We start from the raw sequence: 18882 nt of genomic DNA, 5'->3' as shown, positions 1-18882 counted from the left end.
GACAATGCTCACGAAAGGCGCGACACCATCAGCCGCAACGACGCCGCATCACTCCCAGCAACCTGCAACAGATACCGTCCTGGTTGCAGATCGAAGTCGACCATCTTGCGAACTGTCGAGCAGGCAGGACCATGGCCATGGGCAACCGATGTGGCCGGCGTGGTCCCGCGCAGAACGTCGATCCAGGCAGCGGCCCCGAGGGCTATGCGGTAGCGACCGGCGGTCGGCACCACGAACGCAAAGATCCCGCCGTTACTAGTCGAGCCACCGGGCTTCCCCGGACGAATGGCAAAAGTAATTTTCGACATCGGCAGCAGCGTCGCGGTTATACCAGTGCCGAGCGTCAGCGCCGGTGCTGCCTCGCCACGTGCGGCCGCTTTTGCTGGCTGCGCTTGCGCCCATCCTCCCATACCTGCCGGCAACGCTGTGGGACCCCCGGTACAGGGTGTGGTCTGCATCGGCATGGCCATCGACTGTGGTGTGGCGAGCAGGAGGGCGAGAGCGAGCGGCATGGCGTCTTCTCCGTTGGGCGATGGCGATGCATACGAGCGAGCTTAGTATCTGACCAGATACGGTCTCTTCGTTCGCAAGGTTCGTCAAGCACGCTTGACGTAAAGCATGCTTGCCATGTAAAGCGTCCTTCACAGCGATTCGAAGGAGCTTCGTAATGCCTGAGGTCAGTCGGCAGAGCGACAACGCAATCGAGACCGGGCGCTACGACCCCTCGCTCCCGCCCGCCTTCCGCATCGCCGAACTCTTCGCGCTTCCCATCGAAACCATCTTCATCAGCCCGTCGAAGGAGTAGATCCATGAACCGCATATTCGGCCTTCGCCTTGCCGCCGTCGCCTTCACGCTCGGCGTCGTCCTCCAGCCATCGCCAAGCCATGCCTCGCCCGCTGCACCCGCTCGATCGTCCGAGGTCCGGATGGACCACATCTCCATCGTCGCGACCGGCAGGGGCAGCCCGGTGATCCTGATCCCGGGCCTGTCCTCCCCACGCGCCGTCTGGGACGGCGTCGTGCCGGGGCTCGCGAAGAGCCACCGCGTCTTCGTCGTCCAAGTCAACGGCTTCGGTGGCGACGCGCCGGGCGCGAACCTGACACCGGGGGTGCTCGACGGAATCGTCGCCGACCTCCACGCCTTCATCGCCAAAGAGAAGATCGCCGGCGCCGCAGTGGTCGGGCATTCGATGGGCGGGCTCGCCGCAATGATGCTGGCCAAAGCGCATCCGACCGACGCGGGTAAGCTGATGATCGTCGATTCGCTGCCGTTCATCGGCACGCTCTACTCCCCCGCCGCGACCACCACGCTGATCGAGCCGCAGGCGCGCGCCATGCGCGAAGCGCAGGTCGCGAGCTACGGCAAGCCTGTGAACGAGGCGGCGGCGGCCGCGATCGCCGACCGGCTCGCCGCCAAGCCGGAATCGCGCGCCAAGATTGCCGCCTGGGCCAAGGCCGCCGACCCACGTGTGTCTGGACAGGCGATGTACGAGGATCTGACCACCGACCTTCGTCCCGTCATGAAGGACATTACGGCGCCGATCACGATGGTCTATCCATGGGGCGCCGGCGGGCAGACCAAGCCTTTGGCCGAAGCAATGTACAAGGGCGCTTACGCCGATGCGCCACAGGTGACCTTCATCGACATTGGCGACGCTGCGCACTTCGTGATGCTCGACCAGCCCGCCGCGTTTCAGGCGGCGGTGACGGCGTTCGCGAACGCCAGATAGGCTGCCGACGTATACGGATCGATCATGGACGTCGATGAAATACCCTACGGCGATCGACAGGGCGGGGTTCGCCACCCCGCGGGCAACATCTGGAGGGTGTCGCAGTGGAAGACCGCTGACCCGTATTTCTGACTACCGCCCCCGCTTCTGGCGCGTTCGATCGATATTCCACGGTATTGCTCTCATCGCAGGTGCTACGCCGGCGGTGATGGGCATCTCGTCAGCTTATATATTGCTCCTTGAGCGAACAAGCGAGGTCGAGGCCCATTTATGAGACGCGACCTCGCCCCGGATGCGTGAGCGGTCAGATCTATGAGAGCTGCCGCTGCGTAGTTTCGTAGGCTTAAGGAAGAGGTGTGCCAGGTGGAGCGATAAATCCTCCGGCCATACGGCCATTCGCGTCGAGAACCGCGGACATCAACACGCCACCATTGGCAAATACAAGATCGTAAACGTCATCCCCCATCTTGCCCTTGCCCCGATAGGTAATCGACTTGAGCTCCCCCATGGATTTGAACATGGGGTGTGACATCGGCATATCTCGGCGCACCAGATCACCGAATTTGGGGGCAAGCCTGTCGTAGTCCGGCGAGCCGCTTGCCAAGCCGGCGACCAGGCGTCTTAGCGCAGCCTCGGTGCCCGGTGATGGCGTCGTCGAAGAAGGAATGCGGTTGCCCGGTTGCAATATGCCGCCGGCCATTCTGCCCTCCGCATCGAGTGCGGCCGACATCAAGACCTCGCCATTGTTGAAAACGAGATTGTAGACGTCATCGTTCTTCATGCCGCGCGAGCGAAACGTTACAGATTTCAGCTCGCCGAGAGCCTGGAACATGGGGCGTGTCATGGGAAGATCTCGGCGAACAACCGCGGCGAACTCGGGCGACAGTTTCTCGTAATTGGGTGAGCCACTCGCGAGACCGGCGACAAGCTGCCGGAGCGCATCTTCAGTGCCTGGTAGTGGCGTTGCGGTTGTTGATACTGCAGACGGCGCATCGCCGGCACCGGGCTGAAGTGCCTGTTGGCCGGCATGGCCAGATGCTTGAAGCCAGACGAGAAGGGCGGCTGCCGCGACTAGGATCATAAGGATCGCTCCCGGAGTGATGTAGATGGAGTGGCGCCGCTCCCCCCGCGTGCTCGACGGGGGAGAGAAGGCGGCGGGAACCTCCTCCACGATCGCAGTGGCTCGGGACAGGCCAGACGTTTCGGGTACCAAGCGGTTGGACGCGTCGTCCGCGGCCACCAGCCTGGCCGCCTCGAGCGAGGACGACAGGCCCAGCTTGGCACGCGCCATCTTCAGGCGCTTTTCGACAGCGTGAGGAGAGACACCCAGATCGATCGCCATTTCCTTAGCTGTCTGATGGGCCAGACAACGCCTCAAACACTCCCGCTCGCCGTCCGTCAGGCGCCGGATCGCAGCCCGCATGTTGTCGTCTATCTCGTCTGTCTTCATGCAGCTTATGGTAGCGCCTATGGGCGAAGTACCAACTCTGGCATTCTGGTACCGCTCTAGTACTCTGACAGGGTACCAGTCTGTTCCGGCGGCATGCGGAGATCGCCGAAGAGGCCATGGTCGGGCTCGCCTGCGGGCGCTGACGAATTTCGGGGATCGGTGGGCCATGAACCACCGGTGAGCGACCAAACACAGGTCACGGTGGCATAGGGGGCGATAGACGATCGCCGACTCGCCAGCTGCGTCGTGTCGTGATCGAGAGAGCCAATAGTAATTTCGGCCGAATTCCGGACCGTAATGGCAGTTTGTCCGTTCAGCGCTCCTCATCCGCTACCGCTTGCTGGACATCACCGACCATGCCTGACCATTCCGCATCGCCCATATTGCAGCCCGTCGAGATCGGCGACTTGTCGCTGCGCAACCGCATCGTCATGGCGCCGTTGACGCGCAGCCGTTCCGACGACGACGGGATCCCGCCCGCATTCGCCGCCGACTATTACGCGCAGCGTGCTGACGCCGGGATCATCATAAGCGAGGCGACCAACGTCTCGCCGCAGGCGGTCGGCTATGCGCTGACACCGGGGATCTGGAACGACGAGCAAATCGAGGCATGGCGCCCGATCGTGCAGGCTGTCCATGATCGCGGTGGCGTGATCTTCCTTCAGCTGTGGCACACCGGGCGCATCTCCCATCCGGACTTGCAGGGTGGGGAACTGCCGGTTGCGCCGTCGGCGATCAAGCCGGTCGGCCAGGCGTTCACCAAGGACGGGATGAAGGACCACGTCACGCCACGCGCGCTCGAGACCGACGAGATCCCAGGCATCGTCGAGGACTACCGCCGCGCCGCCAGCAACGCCAAGGCGGCTGGCTTCGACGGGGTCGAGGTCCATTCGGCGAACAACTATCTGCTTGAACAGTTCGTCCGCGACAGCACCAACCAGCGCACCGACCGCTATGGCGGATCGATCGAGAACCGTCTGCGCTTCCCGCTTGAAGTCGTTGACGCGGTGGTCGGCGTGTGGGGCGCGGGGCGTGTCGGCATCCGGCTGTCGCCGGCGACGACGATGCCTGGCGAGACGCCGCTCGACAGCACCGTAATGGAAACCTTCGGCACCTATGTCGATGCGCTGTCGCAGCGCGGGCTGCTCTATGTCCACGACATTGAGGGCGTAACGCAGCAGACGCGTGACGCGGACGGCGTCGATTTCGCCGCGCTGCGCAAGCGCTTCGACGGGACGTACATCGCGAACAACCAGTACACGCTGGCGCTGGCCGAGGAGGTTCTGGCGCGGGGCGATGCCGACCTGTTCAGCATGGGGCGACCGTTCATTGCCAATCCCGACCTCGTTGATCGCCTGCGCACCGGCGCGCCGCTCGCGGAGGCGCCGAAGGACTATTGGTATGGCGGCGGCTCGGTCGGCTATTCCGACTGGCCGACGATGCGCGGCGAACGGGATCGCGGCTGAACCGATCCCACTTCTGAAGCCGCTGTAGGATCGAGCCCATTCGAAGGCTCGATCGTCGGCGGGGATTTTGGAGGTTGAAGTGCGAAATCGTGGCTGCGGCGGCAGTTTACGCTTGATTGGTCGCGAAAACGGCGTTCGCGCCGACCCGGCAGACGCTGACGCTGGCTTCTCGAAACCACCCTCGGCGTGAACCGGCCCATGCCGAGGACCTGCCGGTCGGCGTATCCCCGATACCCCGCAAGGCGGCGCCGGCAAGTCCCGCACCGCGGCCGACGGCCATGGTCGTCGGGGCGATCCCGAAGGTAGCGACACAGCTTTCGATCCGCTGCCCGGAGAAGGGGCTACCACCTTGAAGGTCGAAGACCGTATCGGCGACGGCCTTCGCCTCGCAACTGTTCCAGCCGTTGTCGATCAGGTGCTCGTGATCATCGAGGGACCATTTCGCATCGACGCCACGCTTCGACAGAAAGGTCCACGCCTCGGCATAGCGAGAGTTGAGGCTGGCATGATCGATGGCGGGGCTACTGCTGGCGACCTGATCATCAAGAATACGCTGCAACTGCCAGCGCAGCGCGTCGCTGAACACCTTCTTAAGCTGATCGGGGTTCACCCCCGACGACAACTGACCGTAACCCATGCGCAATGCTTCCGCCGCAGAACCGAGACGCAAGGCAATGACCCGCGCGTCTGCGAAGCTCATTGCGCCCAACGGTAACGCCAGCGTTAACCGCACGCCCGCGACCGTCATTTTCCTCCGCCACCAATAGCGACTGCCGCGCAGCGCCACGCTCGAAAAGCCCATTCCGCCACCTCAAGGGGTACAGTCGGGGGTACAACCGTCCCTAATCGCCGTCGTTAAGACGCGAAACCTAAGGCTTGTAAGCGGATGTTCGGCGAGACGGGATTCCTGACCTGCTTTTGCCACGCGCTAACCAATTGATTCTACGTCGTCACACAACCCGTCTGTCAGCGAGTTCCACAGTGACTGGTACAATAGGGGGACAGGTAGACAAGCGCTCGAACGCCACGCATCAGGTCCTCAACGGTTGCCCGCTTGCGCCACTTTGCAACCGTCCTATGAGATGAGCCCCCAGCTCCCGGCTCGGCGTCGCGAGCAAAGCTTGTAATCGCTGTGTTGCTGCTCGGACGGCGTGCGTGGTCGTGACGCACCCATGACGTACTTGTCTCATATGGTTTCCTTTCATTCGGGCGAATGATCGCACCGTCAAAACGTGGGATCAAACACTTAGCTTTAGAAAGGGTCGCGGCTAACCCTGTTTCCGATGCAACGCTCGAACGATGTTAGCTCAATCTTAACTAAGCCTATCACAAGCCTTTCTGGACCAGATTTATGGTGCTTGGTCCTGATCACACACTGATGCGGCTGACGTTCTTTTGTGGATTGCAAAAGCTGACACGATGATCAAAGCTCGCAAAAATCCGGGGAGACCTACGGCATGGGGCGAAACTTGCTGATCGGCGACACGATCGTAAAGTCCGGCGTGAACATGGATGCCGAGGCTTCGAGAAGCGCCACGGTGATTGGAGAGAGCCTTCGACGCTCTCGGTCGAGCCGCTACCTCGACGCCTTGAGGCAGCTAGACAGCGGGGGCGCCGTCGTCGACGCAGCGCGCATGGCGGCGATCCAGGACGCGATTAAGGCCGAGTTCCCAGACGGGCCCGCAAGCTGGCCGCTCGGTTGGGTTGCAAAATGCTACCTCGGTGTACCGTATGAGGTGCACATTCTAGATCTCTCGGGCCAGATCGTGCGCCACTTCAAGCAGGGCGAAGCCTTGCCCGGCGGCTTGGAGCGCGCACGAGGGCTCGCGGCTTCCGGACGTTACGCGACGATCGAGGTCTATTCGGACCGCATCGTGGCCATCGCAATGGACGGCACCATTTCGATTTCGAACACCTAAGGGGGGGCAGATGTCAGATCGGATCATCCAGGCAGCAGATCTCACCCGGATCGCGAGCGCGCTCGGCAGTCTCGGCGAAGGCGTGGACCGAGTGAGCGCCCAGGTGGTTGCCGTCGATACGGCGGTTACGGTGACGCGGGGACAGCTGGCCGACCTCCAGCAGCAGTTCCACGCCTTCGAGCTGCGCTACGAGCGAGCCACCGAGGTCGGGCTTGCAGAGACGCGACTCGTCAAAATTCGTCAGGAGCTAGAGCGTGACTTCGGTCACCATGGCGACGTGAGGCGCACCGCCACTGGACTTCTGCAGGCAAGCGACATCGGCATCGTCCGGCAGGACACGATTAACGGAGTTACCGAGGAGCTGATGCTTCTCGCGCCAGGCTACTGGCTGGCTCCGGCGCTGGTCGCTCTGTCCGCGTGGATCCAGGATCGACAAGACCTGGCTCAGCGCGCGCTCGCAGAGGCACTTCGCCGCGACGACGAAAAGACGAGCTTGTTCTTCGCCCTGGTCTGCCGTCGCGCAGGGCGAAACGCGGCGTGTGGGACATGGCTGGACCGTTATCTTGGGCAGCAGAACCCTTTCGAGCTCAAGCGTCAGACGATCGTGCTCATCGATGCGACCGCCGGCGGGGTGTTCGCGTCCGACGTGCAGATGCGGTGCCGCCAACGTTTCAACGGCTGGATCGAGGAACTGGCGTCGCGCGCTGGCTTCGTGGAGACACAGCGTCAGCAGTGGCGCGACGCTCTCGAGTTCAGGATCGGGTCGTCGAGCCACGCTATAAGCTATCCGCAGCTGTCTCAGCACAGTTCAACATGGCCAGCCCTCGACGAGTCACTGAACAGGTCGCTTCTGAACGCCGACGTTCTCGCGTACCTCAAGGGTATCTACGAGGCTCCGCTGCCTTCCGCCACCCGACTGATCGACGCGGTCGACGCTCAACTGGAGCGGCTGGTTTCCGACCACGATGAGCCGGAACTGCCTTTGAGGCGCGAGGAGGCGCTCCTGCAGCTGATCATTCAGGAGGGCGGCAGTCGTACGGACGCGCAGAAGAAGTTCGCGCTGGAGCAGGGCGCGCTGGAGGAGGAGGTCAGCTTTACGCAGCTTCTAACCAACGCCGCCATGCACGCCGAGAAGTCGGGCGCGACGCTCGCATCGCAGCGCTTGGCTCTCGCCCTGTCACGGGACTGGCTGCGAGATGCATATTCGGACGTCACGCTCGCCACGCGTCAGGCAGTGCCAGGGATCGTTGACCTGGCGATCGACGGCTGGAGCGGCACCACGGCCGATGGGCATGACGAGGACACTCTGGTCGACGATCTCGAGCGCCACCTATCAGTTCTGAAGGAGGAGGCCGTGGCGCAGGTCAAGATGCAACCCAAGCATTGGATCGTAGGCGCCATCGGCGCGCTGATGGTCTACGCCGGTCTGAGCGGAGGCTGGCTCTTGGCTGGCATCGGCCTGCTTATGATCGGTTGGGTGTTCCTCGAGTATCGCGGTCTCGACAAGCGGCGGGCGTCCATACGCGATGCGTTCGAACAGCGGCGTATCGCCCAGACGGCGATCCTGCGCGGCTGCATAGCCGAGCTCGTGGAATGGCGACGTGACTTCGCGTCGAAGGATGGAGGCTTCGACGAGACGGCCGCCTACATCGGCGCGATATCGTCCGACTCGCACTTGGCCGCGCCGCAGGACGGCGTCCGGCGCATTCTCGACGTGGCCTGATTGGAGAGACGACCGATGGACAGCAGCAACGGATCGACGGCCGGACGTCGCCCTTCTCTGGCAGGGGCAACGTCCTTGAAAGGCGCGGAGGGCGACGTCAGACCCGTCGATCCCCTAGCCCGCGCCATGCCCGAATGGGACCTCGTTCCCGCGACACAATTCCTACGCCGCCGATGAAATTGTTCCGTCGCAGGTCCGCGGATGAAGAAGGCGAGCGCAAAAGCGCACGTTTAGTCACATATGCCGACTGGAGCCTCTGGTTCGAGGCGTTCGCCAGGGGCGGAGACGACGATGGCCTGCTTATGCAAGCGGCGATATCCGACCTGAACGTGTCGAGTGCCACCATCGACAACATCGGTCGTCGCGCGACGGAGACGCTAGCCCAGCGATTGGCCGGCGTCGGCGCGATGCTCCAGACGGGGCTGCGTCGTATCGTCTCCGAACAGGATGCCGTCCGCGCCATCCTAAATGCCAGGGGCGCCTTCGTGCTGCTGCGGCGATATGCGGAGTTGCCATGCTGGCCGGCAACCATGCGGGAAGCGCTGTCGGGATTGATAGACCAGCATGTGGCGGAACGGCAGAAGAACCTTCTTCGCAACGCCGCCGAGGACAGGACGGGGCGGCTGGCGACCGCCATCCGCAACAACCCGCTCGACAGGGTTGGTCTTGTTCCGCCGAGAACAGTCACGGGGACCGGTTCCGATCCAGCCGAGGCGCGGGCGATCGTCGGAGCGCCTGACGGCGCCTCGCAGCGCAGACGCATACTGATTTGAAGGAACGAGCAGCTTTATGAACACCGCCGACTTTGTCGACGCCTTCACCCGCGTGTTCAAGGCACGCGTTCCCTTCGTGCTAGTGCAGACGACGGAACGCAAACGCGCGCTTGAGCTGATCCGCGACATCTGTCGACGGCAGAGCACCGAGGCGTTCGTGCACACGCTGTCGAAAGGCACATATGACATCGCCACGGAGCGCGTCGTCAACGAGGATCGCTCGGTGGTCGGGGCGGTCGACCACGCTTCGCAGCAAATGATGCAGCGGCAGAACCTGACCTTTGTGCTTACCGAACTCGACGAGGTGGAGACCGACTCTCAATTCGCTAGACAGCTGCTCGACACGGTCATCCTAGCCACCGAGAAGAGCGGTGCCATAGTGGCGATCGCTACCAAACCAATCTGGAGCCAGCTTCAGAGGCAAGGCATGGCGCTCAGGCTGTCTCCGCCCGATCAGGACGAGATGCTTGCAAGCATACGTGCGCAGATCGCAGACTATCGGGGCATGATGCCCATCGACTGGGACGAACAGGACGAGGTGCGGGCGGCGACGACGCTCGCGGGTGTGACCCAGATCGAAGCGGAGAACATCATCGCCATGGTCGCCGCCAAGGGGGCTATCAAGAAGGCGGACTTTGCCGAGCTTAATCGCGCGAAGGACAACATCTTCTCTGACGTGAGCGGCATCGAACGGGTCGAGGTCCGACCGGACGTTCTCCAGGTCGGCGGTCTGTCGGGGCTGCAGGCCTGGTTGGAGCGCAAGCGGCCGCTCCTCACCGCCGATCTCCGCGAGCGCAACATCAGGCCACCCCGCGGCGTGCTGCTGGTCGGCGTCCCTGGTTGCGGCAAATCGCTGTCCGCCAAGGCGATCGCTGCCAGGTTCGAAGTGCCACTCTACCGCTTGGATCTGGCGAACCTGATGGGCATGTATGTCGGACAGAGCGAGGGCCGCCTGCGCGAGGCCTTGGCGGCCGCCGACCGTGTCGCCCCGTGCGTCCTCTGGATCGACGAGATCGAGAAGGGGCTCGGTGCATCGTCGAGCGACAGCAGCGGGGTCACGACGCGGCTGATTGGCCAATTCCTGTTTTGGTTACAGGAGTCGTCTGCGCGGGTGTTCGTGGTCGCCACTGCGAACGACGTCAGCAAGCTGCCCCCAGAGTTGCTGCGAAGGGGGCGGTTTGATGAGTTGTTCTTCGTTGATCTACCCACGCCGGATGAACGGCGCGACATAATCGGGCTGTATGTCCGCAATGGCAGGCTGGGCGCGTTATCGGACGAGGTACTGGATGAACTTGTTCGTCTGTCGGACGGGTTCGCCGGCGCAGACATCGAAGCGGCCGTCAAGGACGTCGTGGAGGAGGCGTTCCTACACGGTGACGCAGCCATTGGAGATGATCTCTTCCGTAGCAGCTTTCGCAACGTCGTGCCTCTGTCCAAGACCAGCCCGGAGCGGATCGAGGCAATACGCGCGTGGGGTCGCGAACGTGCGGTGCCTGCGTCCGGATCGCCGATCGGCACGCCGTCGGACAGGGCGCCCGTCAGGCGGGCAGTGCTGTTGGGTTGAGACTTTGGGTGGAAACCGGCCTGTCCGCTTTCGGACGGCGGCGGCGCTAAGCGGCCGTTTGTCCAGAGGCGAGTCGTCGGCAGCTATGCGCCCAAAAGTTGCCGTTCGATGAGCTGATCTCTGATCCCAAAAGCTGCAGCCGATATAATCTGAGATTAGGTCTAATCTCGCGGTGTAGCAAACGCTGCTACCATTTCTCTAGCTGCGGTGGATCCAGCGTCCGCCAGAACGGCGAGGACCGCGCGCTCGCTAGCTCGTATATCATTACTCGAGTCGGAAAGAGGCTTGAGCAAGACCGCCGCCTTGTTCCCCAACCCGTTGTAGGACCAAAAGCTTTCATCAGGCCCGTGGACCTGGATCCAATGTGCTAGCCACGGCAGAAACCAGCGCGAGCGCTGATCGGGGCTCATGCGTTCGACAATCTGGATCACCGAATAGGCGCCCGCCGGCAGATGCGCGGTCGCGCGCACCCAGCGATCGACCGCGCCGAGCACATCCTCTAGATGGGACCAGTGCGGGCTACGTCCTCGATCGGTACGGCCGGATCGACACGGTGCTGATAGAAAAGGTCGATGCGATCGGTGCGCAGCCGGGACAGCGCCTCGTCAGCGACCTGACGAATCCGATCGGGACGGCTGTTCAGGCCATCGCTTGGCTTGCCGTTCTCGAAGCCGAATTTGGTGGCGATCACCACCTGATCTCGAACCGGCGCCAGTGCTTCGCCAACGACCTCTTCATTGTCTCCCGGCCCATAGGCCTCGGCGGTGTCGAAGAAGGTGACGCCGCGATCATACGCAGCGCGGATCAGCGAAATCGCCTCGGCGCGATCCGTGGCAGGGCCATAGCCATAGCTCAGTCCCATGCATCCAAGGCCAAGTGCTGACACTTCCAGTCCGTCGTGGCCCAGTGTGCGCTTCTGCATCATCAATTCTGCCTCATTCCGTGGGGTCCGACCGGCTGAGCCCCGTGGATGAGATGTAATCTGAAGGGCTTATAAGGATTAGACAGGGCAAATCGCTTGGGCCTATGACAAAATGTCATGAAACTTATCGTGGAAAGCCTGACATGAAACGCGAGGAGCTGGGCAATCTGACCATGTTTCTGGCCGTGGCGGAGGAGCGCAGCTTCACCAAAGCTGCGGCCAAACTCGGCATCTCGCAATCCGCGCTTAGCCATTCGATGCGGCGGCTGGAAGCAAAGCTGGGTTTGCGGCTGCTGACACGAACGACGCGGAGTGTCGCTCCCACCGAGGCGGGCGAGCGTCTGATCGAAACACTGCGGCCGGCTTTTGACGAGATCGACGACAAGCTCGCATCACTGACTGAATTGCGCGCCCGACCTGCTGGGACCGTACGGATCACGTCCAGCGCTCACGCCGCGCGGGCGGTGCTCTGGCCCGTGATAAACCAGCTTACGGCCGACAATCCCGACATCAACGTCGAAGTGAATATCGAAAATGGTCTCGTCGACATTGTTAGCGGCAAATACGATGCCGGCGTTCGACTGGGCGAGCGCCTCGATCAAGACATGATCGCGGTGTCCATCAGTCCGAAACCACGCATGGCCGCGTTCGCTGCGCCAGCCTATCTGGAACGGCACGGAACGCCACAGACCCCTTACGATCTTGCCGGGCAGAATTGCATCAGCTTGCGCATGGCAACATCGGGCGGATTATATGCTTGGGAGTTCGAGCGCGATGGCAAGGAGCTGAGGGTCAAGACAGAAGGCCAGCTCGTATTCAATGATCCCGACCTGATCGTCGCGGCGGCACTGGCTGGACGCGGTATAGCGTTCACGGTCGATGGCCACGTCGCCCGCCATTTCTCGGATGGCTCGCTCATAAAAATATTGGACGATTGGTGCGAGCCGTTCGACGGTTATTACCTCTACTATCCCTGCCGCCAACAGCCTTCACCGGCCTTCAGCCTGGTGCTGGAAGCGCTGCGGTATCGGAGCTGACGCCGTAAAGATTTCGAACGCGTCAAATGCGGTTCGCTCTCAAATCCATCCAGGTGCAATCGTCAGATCCGTCTATCTGTGCAAAAGCTGTTTGCAGCGGCGCCTTGCTGGGCAAAGTGATCGCAACCTGACGTTACCTTGCCAAGAAGAAACAGTCTCGGAGACCGGCTTTGACTTTTCCTCGACGTAGCCTGTTGAAGGCAGCGCTAGCTGGTCCGCTGGTGCCTGCTATGTCTGCGATCCCCCGTGATCCTGCATCCGCGGCAGCAGCCAAGAGCGGCAAGCGCTGGGGCGTCGGGGCTGACGGACAACGCAAGGCCGACCTCGGCAATGGCATGTTCCGCAATCCGATCGTGGCAGGCGACCATCCCGATCCCACCATCCTGAAGGATGGCGATGATTACTACATGACGTTTTCGTCTTTCTATTCCTATCCTGCCTTGGTCATCTGGCACTCGACCGACCTGGTGAATTGGGCGCCGATCGGCCCGGCGTTGCACGACAATCTCGGCGTGATCTGGGCGGTGGATCTGGTGAAACACGATGGCCGCTACTTCATCTACATTCCCGCCGATCCCATGGGGAAGGGCTGGTCGATCTTCGTGATTTGGGCCGACGACATCCGCGGGCCGTGGAGCAAGCCCATTGACCTTGGCATAATGGGGCAGATCGATCCGGGGCACATTGTCGGCGAAGACGGCCGGCGCTACCTTTTTACCAATGGCGTGAAGCGGATCAGGCTGCGCGCCGATGGCCTGGCGACGGATGGCGTCCTCGAACCCGCTTATGCGCCATGGCACTATCCAGATGACTGGGTGACGGAAAACTTCGCACCCGAAGGGCCCAAGCTGCTGCGACGGAATGGCTGGTTCTATCTCGTTACCGCTGTTGGTGGCACCGCCGGTCCGGCGACGGGGCATATGGTCATCGCGGCCCGATCCCGCTCCGTGAACGGACCGTGGAAACACTGCCCCCATAACCCTCTGGTGCGTACCATCTCGACGGACGAACCATGGTGGTCGCGCGGCCACGCCACGCTGGTAGAAGGGCCGGGTGGTGACTGGTGGATGGTCTATCACGGTTACGAGAACGGGTTCAGGACGCTGGGTCGTCAGACCTTGCTCGCGCCGATCGAATGGACCGCAGACGGCTGGTTCAGGGCAAAAGGCGGCGACTTGTCGCAACCCATGCCCAAGCCGTTGAAGGGGCAGGGTGGCCCTTCCACGCCGGCACTGACCGACGATTTTTCGCGTGATCGCATGGGCGTACAATGGAGCTTCCACGAGCCGGCCGCAGGCGAGGCTGGGCGCGCCCGATACGAGCCCGACGGTCTCCTCATCCGCGCGACGGGGGCGTCGCCTGGCGATTCATCGCCGCTGACCTGCATCGTGGGCGATCGTTCCTATGAAGCGGAGGTTTCCCTCGATCTCATCGGAGACGCGGAAGCGGGGCTATTGTTGTTCTACAACCACAAAGCATACGTCGGGATGGGGTTTACTGCCGACACGCTCAAGCTATTCGAATATTCGGATGAGCTTCGCTGGGCACGCAAACCGCATAAGACGCGGACCCTGCGCCTTCGTCTACGCAATGACGAGCATGTCGTCACGCAGTCCTACTCTACCGATGAAGGGCGGAACTGGACGCGGCACGACACGCGAATGGAGGTCTCGGGGTTCCACCATAATGTGTTCGGCAGCTTCCTTAGTCTGCGGCTCGGTATATATGCGGCCGGTAAAGGTGAGGTACGCCTTCGCGACTTCCGCTATTCGGCTGCGCTGGCGTAAGGATCGACTTTCGTCCCTGATACTCCGGTACCCGACGGGCGATGTCGGACCCTGCCATCTTTTCCAACGCCCGGCGGGTGTTGCTGCGGTGACGGCCTGAAGCAGCGCACGGAAGTGCGGTTCGCCGCTCGACCCCTCCAGTCTGCAATTCGACCCTTTCGCATTCGATTGCAGAGAAATTTTTGACGTCTATGGGTGAGGCTCGATGGGCATCGGAATGCGCACGAGGGGATACCGAAGGGGTAAGCGGCGTGGATGATACGAATGCTGCAATTCGTTCCGTTCTGATCGTTGGGGGTGGTACGGCCGGATGGATGACCGCCGCGGCATTGTCGCATGCCCTTGGCGAGCGGTGCCAAATCACTCTTGTCGAGTCCGATGAGATCGGGACCGTCGGCGTAGGTGAGGCGACGATCCCGCCGATCAGGCTGTTCAATGACACGCTTGGCATCGCGGAGGCGGACTTCCTTCGCGAGACCAAAGGTAGTTTCAAGCTCGGCATCGAGTTCGTTGATTGGGCCAAGCTGGGGCATCGTTATTTCCACCCCTTTGGTACGTTCGGCAAACCGTTCGATCTGGTCGCGGTGCATCAGCACTGGCTGGCGGCACGCGCGGCGGGATCCACGATCCCGCTCGATGATCTGTCGATGGCTTGGGCCGCCGCCAGCCGGGGGCGGTTCGCCGCGCCGATGACGGACCCGCGCAGCGTCGCCTCGACGTTCGATTACGCTTATCATTTCGATGCCGGCCTCTACGCCGCTTTCCTGCGCCGCTATGCCGAAGCACGTGGCGTCAGTCGCGTGGAGGGCCGGGTCGGCGACGTCGCGCTGCACGGGGAAACCGGCCATGTCGCGCACGTCGGTTTACGGGACGGGCGGCGGATCGATGCGGATTTCTTCGTCGATTGCTCGGGCTTTCGAGGCCTGCTGATCGAAGGGGCGCTGGCCACAGGTTACGAGGACTGGACACATTGGCTGCCGTGCGACCGTGCGGTGGCCGTGCCTTGCGCCACAGGGGGAGACGGTATGACGCCCTATACACGATCCACCGCACGCGCGGCCGGATGGCAATGGCGTATCCCGCTCCAACATCGAACCGGCAATGGCTATGTCTATTGCAGTCGCCATATCTCCGACGACGAAGCCACGGCGACGCTCATGGCGAACCTCGACGGAGAGGCGCTGTCCGAGCCCCGCCTGCTGCGTTTCACCACCGGCCGCCGTCGCACGTTCTGGAGCAGGAACGTGATAGCGATCGGACTGGCAAGCGGCTTCATGGAGCCGCTTGAGTCTACGAGCATACACCTCATTCAAACCGGTATCGCCAAACTGCTCGCCTATTTTCCAACACGAGATTTCAGTCCGCTACTGATCGACGAGTACAATCGCGTGGCTATCACCGAATATGAGCGGATCCGTGATTTCCTGATCCTGCATTACAAGCTGACGTCGCGTGACGATGCGCCGCTGTGGAGGGACTGCGCGGCGATGACGATACCCGATACGCTGGCACTGAAGATTGCTCATTTCCGGCAGGGCGGCCGTCTCATCGCCCGAGATATGGATCTATTCGGCCCCGCGAGTTGGCTGGCCGTCCACATCGGCCAATTGAACCATCCCCTTGGTTCCGACCCTCTGCTGGACAGTTCCAAAGCCGCGGCGGCAAGCACCACGTTTATCGGTCGCCTGTCGGAAGCAATGGCGACGATGGCACGGTCGATGCCGACCCATGAGAGCTACCTCCAACGTCTTACGCGGTCGATGGCATAAAATGTGAGGCAAGCATGCTGCAATCCTTTGCACAATGTGTTGCAAACGATTGTGAAGCTGGTATGTGCGATTCCATAGCCCCCGGAGCGGGGCGTTCGAGGAGGGATTGCCATGAAGATGAAGGTTCTGCTGGCCTGCACGTCGCCGATCGCGATGCTGGCGGCGTCTCCTGCTTTTGCAGGGCAGACCGCCGATCCTCAGGCGACCAACTCCACCGCCAATCCCGTCGCCACCGGTGCGGACACCGTGACCCAGGCGGGCGATATCCCTGACGCGGGCCTGCAGAGCGACGACATCGTCGTCACCGCGACCAGCGGCGAACGCTCGCGGTTTCGCAGCTCGATCTCGGTATCGCAGATCAGCCAGGAAGCGATCCAGAACTTTACGCCGCGTTCCGAAGCCGAAGTGCTCCGCAACATCCCGGGCTTGCAACCTTCGGATACCGCCGGTCCGGGCGGCAATGCCAATATCGGCGTACGCGGCATCCCGGTGTCGACCGGTGGTTCCGAATATGTCGCCTTGCAGGAGGACGGCCTGCCCGTCGTGCTGTTCGGTGACATGAACTTCGGTAACAACGATTACTGGCTGCGCTTCGACCAGAACGTCCAGCGCGTCGAGGCCGTCCGTGGCGGTTCCGCCTCGACCTTCTCTAGTCAGGCACCGGGCGCCGTCGTCAACTATCTCAGCAAGACCGGCGACAAGGCCGGCGGCCAGGTCGCGTACAGCAACGGCCTCGGTTATCGCGAACATCGCGTCGACTTCGATTACGGCGCTCCCATCGACGACACGACGCGCTTCCATATCGGTGGCTATGCCCGCAACGGCGGCGGGCTGACCAACGAGAATTTCAACATTCTTCGGGGTTACCAGATCAAGGCGAACCTCACCAAGGACTTTGCCGACAATCGCGGCTTCATCCGGCTGAACTTCAAGCGGCTCGACGAACAGGCACCGACCAACACCACGACGCCGTCGCTCGCAACCTATAGCGGCACGAAGATCACCGGGTTTTCACCGCTGCCGACCTTCGACGGTCGCGATGGTTCGTCCTATTCCATCTACAACCGCAGCTTCCAGTATCTCGATTACGATGGCGGCGGCGTCAAGAATGCCGAGGTGCAGGGCATCCACCCGCGCGTCACCGGCATCGGCGCGCAAATCCACTACGACCTGACCGACAATATCACGATCGACGACAGCATCCGCTATCAGTGGATCAACGGCAATTTCACCACCCAGTTCATCAACGTCGCGACCCGAACAGGCGCGGGCGGCGTGATCGGTTCGACCGTGAACGGCAGCACGGTGGGCTCGCTCCGCTATGCCGCGGGTCCGAACGTCGGACAGGTCTATACCGGCACCTACGTCAACACCAATCCGAACATCAACACGTTGATGAAGAACATGAACAACTTCGTCAACAACCTGACGTTGAACGGGAAGTTCGATGTTGGGCCGGGCAAGGCGACGGTGACGACCGGCGTGTTCCTGATGAAGCAAAACATCGTGCAGGACTGGCACGTCAATCGCCAGTACAGCGAGTTGAACGGCGAGAACGCCGCGCCGCTCGACCTGTTCTCAACCACCGGTACACAGCTGACCGCCGCGGGCCAGGCAGGGTTCAACGACAATTGGGGCAGCTGCTGCGCGCGGCGCGTCGACCTGACCTATACCGACACCGCGCCGTTCCTGCAGGTCGGTTACGAGCTTGGCGGACTGAACCTCGATGCCAGCATCCGCTATGACAGTGTACATGGCGAGGGCACCGCGCAGGGTGGCGTCGCCGGGCCGACGACGCGTGTCGCCGATGCGCTGGGATCGGCGCTGATCCCGTCGCTGGTGCTGAGCAACACGGTCGAGAACATCGACTACACGGACCATTATGTCAGCTGGTCGCTGGGCGCGCTCTACGCCTTCGATACCAGCACCAGCGTGTTCGCGCGCGCCAGCCGCGGCGGCCGCTTCAACGCCGATCGCCGGGTACTGTCCGGCAATTTCAACGCCGACGGATCACTGAACGCGCAAGGCCAATCGACGTCCGTCAATTTCCTCAATCAGCAGGAAATCGGGCTGAAGCAGCGTGGCGGAGTGTTCGGTGGATCCTATTCGGTTGAGATCACCGGCTTCCACTCCACGCTGACCGAAAACAATTACGACTTCACCCGCATCAGCCTGCCGGCCCCGAACAACGATCCGAACATCTCGAACGGCTATCGGTCTTACGGTATCGAATTTACCAGCCGGGTCACCGCGGGCAACTTCCACCTTGCCGCGGATGCGACCTATTCGAATTCCAAGATCACCAGCAGCGGCACGGCCGCGCTGGTCGGCAATCGTCCGGGCGGGCTTCCCGAATTCCTCTTCGTCGTTTCGCCATCGTACGACGCCGGGATCGTGGCCTTCGGCGTCAGCGTGAATGGTCAGACCAGCACCAAGTCGGACGATTTCAACCTCTACACGATCAAGGGGTCGACCTTCGTCAACGGCTTCGTGACGGTACGCCCGGTCGAGCGCGTCGAGCTGGGCCTCAACGTCAACAACCTGTTCGACAAGCTCGGCTTCCGTGGTGGCGGCAGCCTCAGCCCGATCCTGTCCTCCTCCAGCGCCGTATTCAGCAATACCGCTCTTTATGGCCGTACGGTCACGGGCTCGGTCCGTTACCGCTTCTGATCCTCCCCGACGGACGGAGTGCGGCAACGCCGTGCTCCGTCCTTTTGTTTGGATTGTCGCCGGGTTAGTGCT

General features: G+C 62.1%; 13 protein-coding genes and 2 pseudogenes. 11 read left to right on the top strand and 4 right to left on the bottom strand.

What is annotated here, in order from left to right; all coding sequences use genetic code 11:
* Positions 1–8: 8 nt before the first annotated feature.
* Positions 9–512 (bottom strand): homogentisate 1,2-dioxygenase, encoded by a 504-nt coding sequence (locus FFS23_RS10200; RefSeq protein ID WP_137898535.1) that lies wholly within the window; start codon positions 510–512, stop codon positions 9–11.
* Between the two features lie 161 nt (positions 513–673).
* On the opposite strand from FFS23_RS10200, the pseudogene FFS23_RS10195 reads away from it, so the two are divergent.
* Positions 674–805: pseudogene (locus FFS23_RS10195) on the top strand (helix-turn-helix transcriptional regulator); the annotation flags it as partial.
* Positions 806–809: 4 nt separating this feature from the next.
* Positions 810–1730 (top strand): alpha/beta fold hydrolase, encoded by a 921-nt coding sequence (locus FFS23_RS10190; RefSeq protein ID WP_137898534.1) that lies wholly within the window; start codon positions 810–812, stop codon positions 1728–1730.
* Positions 1731–2073: 343 nt separating this feature from the next.
* On the opposite strand, the gene FFS23_RS10185 is transcribed toward FFS23_RS10190, so the two are convergent.
* The gene (locus tag FFS23_RS10185; protein WP_249340620.1) at positions 2074–3180 is read right to left on the bottom strand and encodes a helix-turn-helix transcriptional regulator; all 1107 of its coding nucleotides are present in this window, start codon (positions 3178–3180) and stop codon (positions 2074–2076) included.
* Between the two features lie 356 nt (positions 3181–3536).
* On the opposite strand from FFS23_RS10185, the gene FFS23_RS10180 reads away from it, so the two are divergent.
* Positions 3537–4646, top strand: coding sequence for an alkene reductase (locus FFS23_RS10180; RefSeq protein ID WP_137898533.1), 1110 nt, complete (start codon positions 3537–3539; stop codon positions 4644–4646).
* Between the two features lie 106 nt (positions 4647–4752).
* Here the strand turns inward: FFS23_RS10180 and FFS23_RS10175 are convergent, their stop codons facing one another.
* Entirely contained in the window at positions 4753–5448 is a 696-nt protein-coding gene (locus FFS23_RS10175) for a hypothetical protein (RefSeq protein ID WP_137898532.1), read from the bottom strand.
* A 667-nt stretch (positions 5449–6115) separates the two neighbouring features.
* On the opposite strand from FFS23_RS10175, the gene FFS23_RS10165 reads away from it, so the two are divergent.
* The 4 genes from FFS23_RS10165 to FFS23_RS10150 all read left to right on the top strand — a co-directional run bounded on the left by FFS23_RS10165 (position 6116) and on the right by FFS23_RS10150 (position 10625).
* Entirely contained in the window at positions 6116–6565 is a 450-nt protein-coding gene (locus FFS23_RS10165; RefSeq protein ID WP_212742941.1) for a hypothetical protein, read from the top strand.
* Between the two features lie 10 nt (positions 6566–6575).
* Positions 6576–8288 (top strand): hypothetical protein, encoded by a 1713-nt coding sequence (locus FFS23_RS10160; RefSeq protein WP_137898531.1) that lies wholly within the window; start codon positions 6576–6578, stop codon positions 8286–8288.
* Positions 8289–8461: 173 nt separating this feature from the next.
* Positions 8462–9061, top strand: coding sequence for a hypothetical protein (locus FFS23_RS10155; protein WP_137898530.1), 600 nt, complete (start codon positions 8462–8464; stop codon positions 9059–9061).
* A 16-nt stretch (positions 9062–9077) separates the two neighbouring features.
* A complete protein-coding gene (locus FFS23_RS10150) occupies positions 9078–10625 on the top strand; it encodes an AAA family ATPase (protein ID WP_137898529.1) in 1548 nt (515 codons plus the stop codon).
* Between the two features lie 511 nt (positions 10626–11136).
* Here FFS23_RS10150 and FFS23_RS10145 read toward each other — a convergent pair.
* Positions 11137–11547: pseudogene (locus FFS23_RS10145) on the bottom strand (aldo/keto reductase); the annotation flags it as partial.
* 143 nt (positions 11548–11690) lie between these two features.
* Here FFS23_RS10145 and FFS23_RS10140 point away from each other — a divergent pair.
* The 4 genes from FFS23_RS10140 (at position 11691) to FFS23_RS10125 (ending at position 18810) form a co-directional block, all read left to right on the top strand.
* A complete protein-coding gene (locus FFS23_RS10140) occupies positions 11691–12584 on the top strand; it encodes a LysR family transcriptional regulator (protein WP_137898528.1) in 894 nt (297 codons plus the stop codon).
* Positions 12585–12814: 230 nt separating this feature from the next.
* Positions 12815–14371, top strand: a complete 1557-nt coding sequence (locus FFS23_RS10135; RefSeq protein ID WP_137898527.1) for a family 43 glycosylhydrolase — start codon at positions 12815–12817, stop codon at positions 14369–14371.
* 191 nt (positions 14372–14562) lie between these two features.
* Positions 14563–16140, top strand: coding sequence for a tryptophan halogenase family protein (locus FFS23_RS10130; protein WP_137898526.1), 1578 nt, complete (start codon positions 14563–14565; stop codon positions 16138–16140).
* 111 nt (positions 16141–16251) lie between these two features.
* Entirely contained in the window at positions 16252–18810 is a 2559-nt protein-coding gene (locus FFS23_RS10125) for a TonB-dependent receptor domain-containing protein (RefSeq protein ID WP_137898525.1), read from the top strand.
* Positions 18811–18882 lie beyond the last annotated feature (72 nt).

The sequence above is a fragment of the Sphingomonas sp. 2SG genome (genome assembly GCF_005503285.1).
In the GTDB taxonomy this organism is placed as follows: Bacteria; Pseudomonadota; Alphaproteobacteria; order Sphingomonadales; family Sphingomonadaceae; genus Sphingomonas; species Sphingomonas taxi.
The sequence above is the reverse complement of the archived record's forward strand: the minus strand, read 5'-3'. Positions and strand labels throughout refer to the sequence as shown.

Bases quoted from the DNA above. Each gene is read 5' to 3' on its own strand.
- FFS23_RS10200 (WP_137898535.1), bottom strand. From the start codon at position 512: ATGCCGCTCGCTCTCGCCCTCCTGCTCGCCACACCACAGTCGATGGCC.
- FFS23_RS10190 (WP_137898534.1), top strand. From the start codon at position 810: ATGAACCGCATATTCGGCCTTCGCCTTGCCGCCGTCGCCTTCACGCTC.
- FFS23_RS10185 (WP_249340620.1), bottom strand. From the start codon at position 3,180: ATGAAGACAGACGAGATAGACGACAACATGCGGGCTGCGATCCGGCGC.
- FFS23_RS10180 (WP_137898533.1), top strand. From the start codon at position 3,537: ATGCCTGACCATTCCGCATCGCCCATATTGCAGCCCGTCGAGATCGGC.
- FFS23_RS10175 (WP_137898532.1), bottom strand. From the start codon at position 5,448: ATGGGCTTTTCGAGCGTGGCGCTGCGCGGCAGTCGCTATTGGTGGCGG.
- FFS23_RS10160 (WP_137898531.1), top strand. From the start codon at position 6,576: ATGTCAGATCGGATCATCCAGGCAGCAGATCTCACCCGGATCGCGAGC.
- FFS23_RS10155 (WP_137898530.1), top strand. From the start codon at position 8,462: ATGAAATTGTTCCGTCGCAGGTCCGCGGATGAAGAAGGCGAGCGCAAA.
- FFS23_RS10150 (WP_137898529.1), top strand. From the start codon at position 9,078: ATGAACACCGCCGACTTTGTCGACGCCTTCACCCGCGTGTTCAAGGCA.
- FFS23_RS10140 (WP_137898528.1), top strand. From the start codon at position 11,691: ATGAAACGCGAGGAGCTGGGCAATCTGACCATGTTTCTGGCCGTGGCG.
- FFS23_RS10135 (WP_137898527.1), top strand. From the start codon at position 12,815: ATGTCTGCGATCCCCCGTGATCCTGCATCCGCGGCAGCAGCCAAGAGC.
- FFS23_RS10130 (WP_137898526.1), top strand. From the start codon at position 14,563: ATGGGTGAGGCTCGATGGGCATCGGAATGCGCACGAGGGGATACCGAA.
- FFS23_RS10125 (WP_137898525.1), top strand. From the start codon at position 16,252: ATGAAGATGAAGGTTCTGCTGGCCTGCACGTCGCCGATCGCGATGCTG.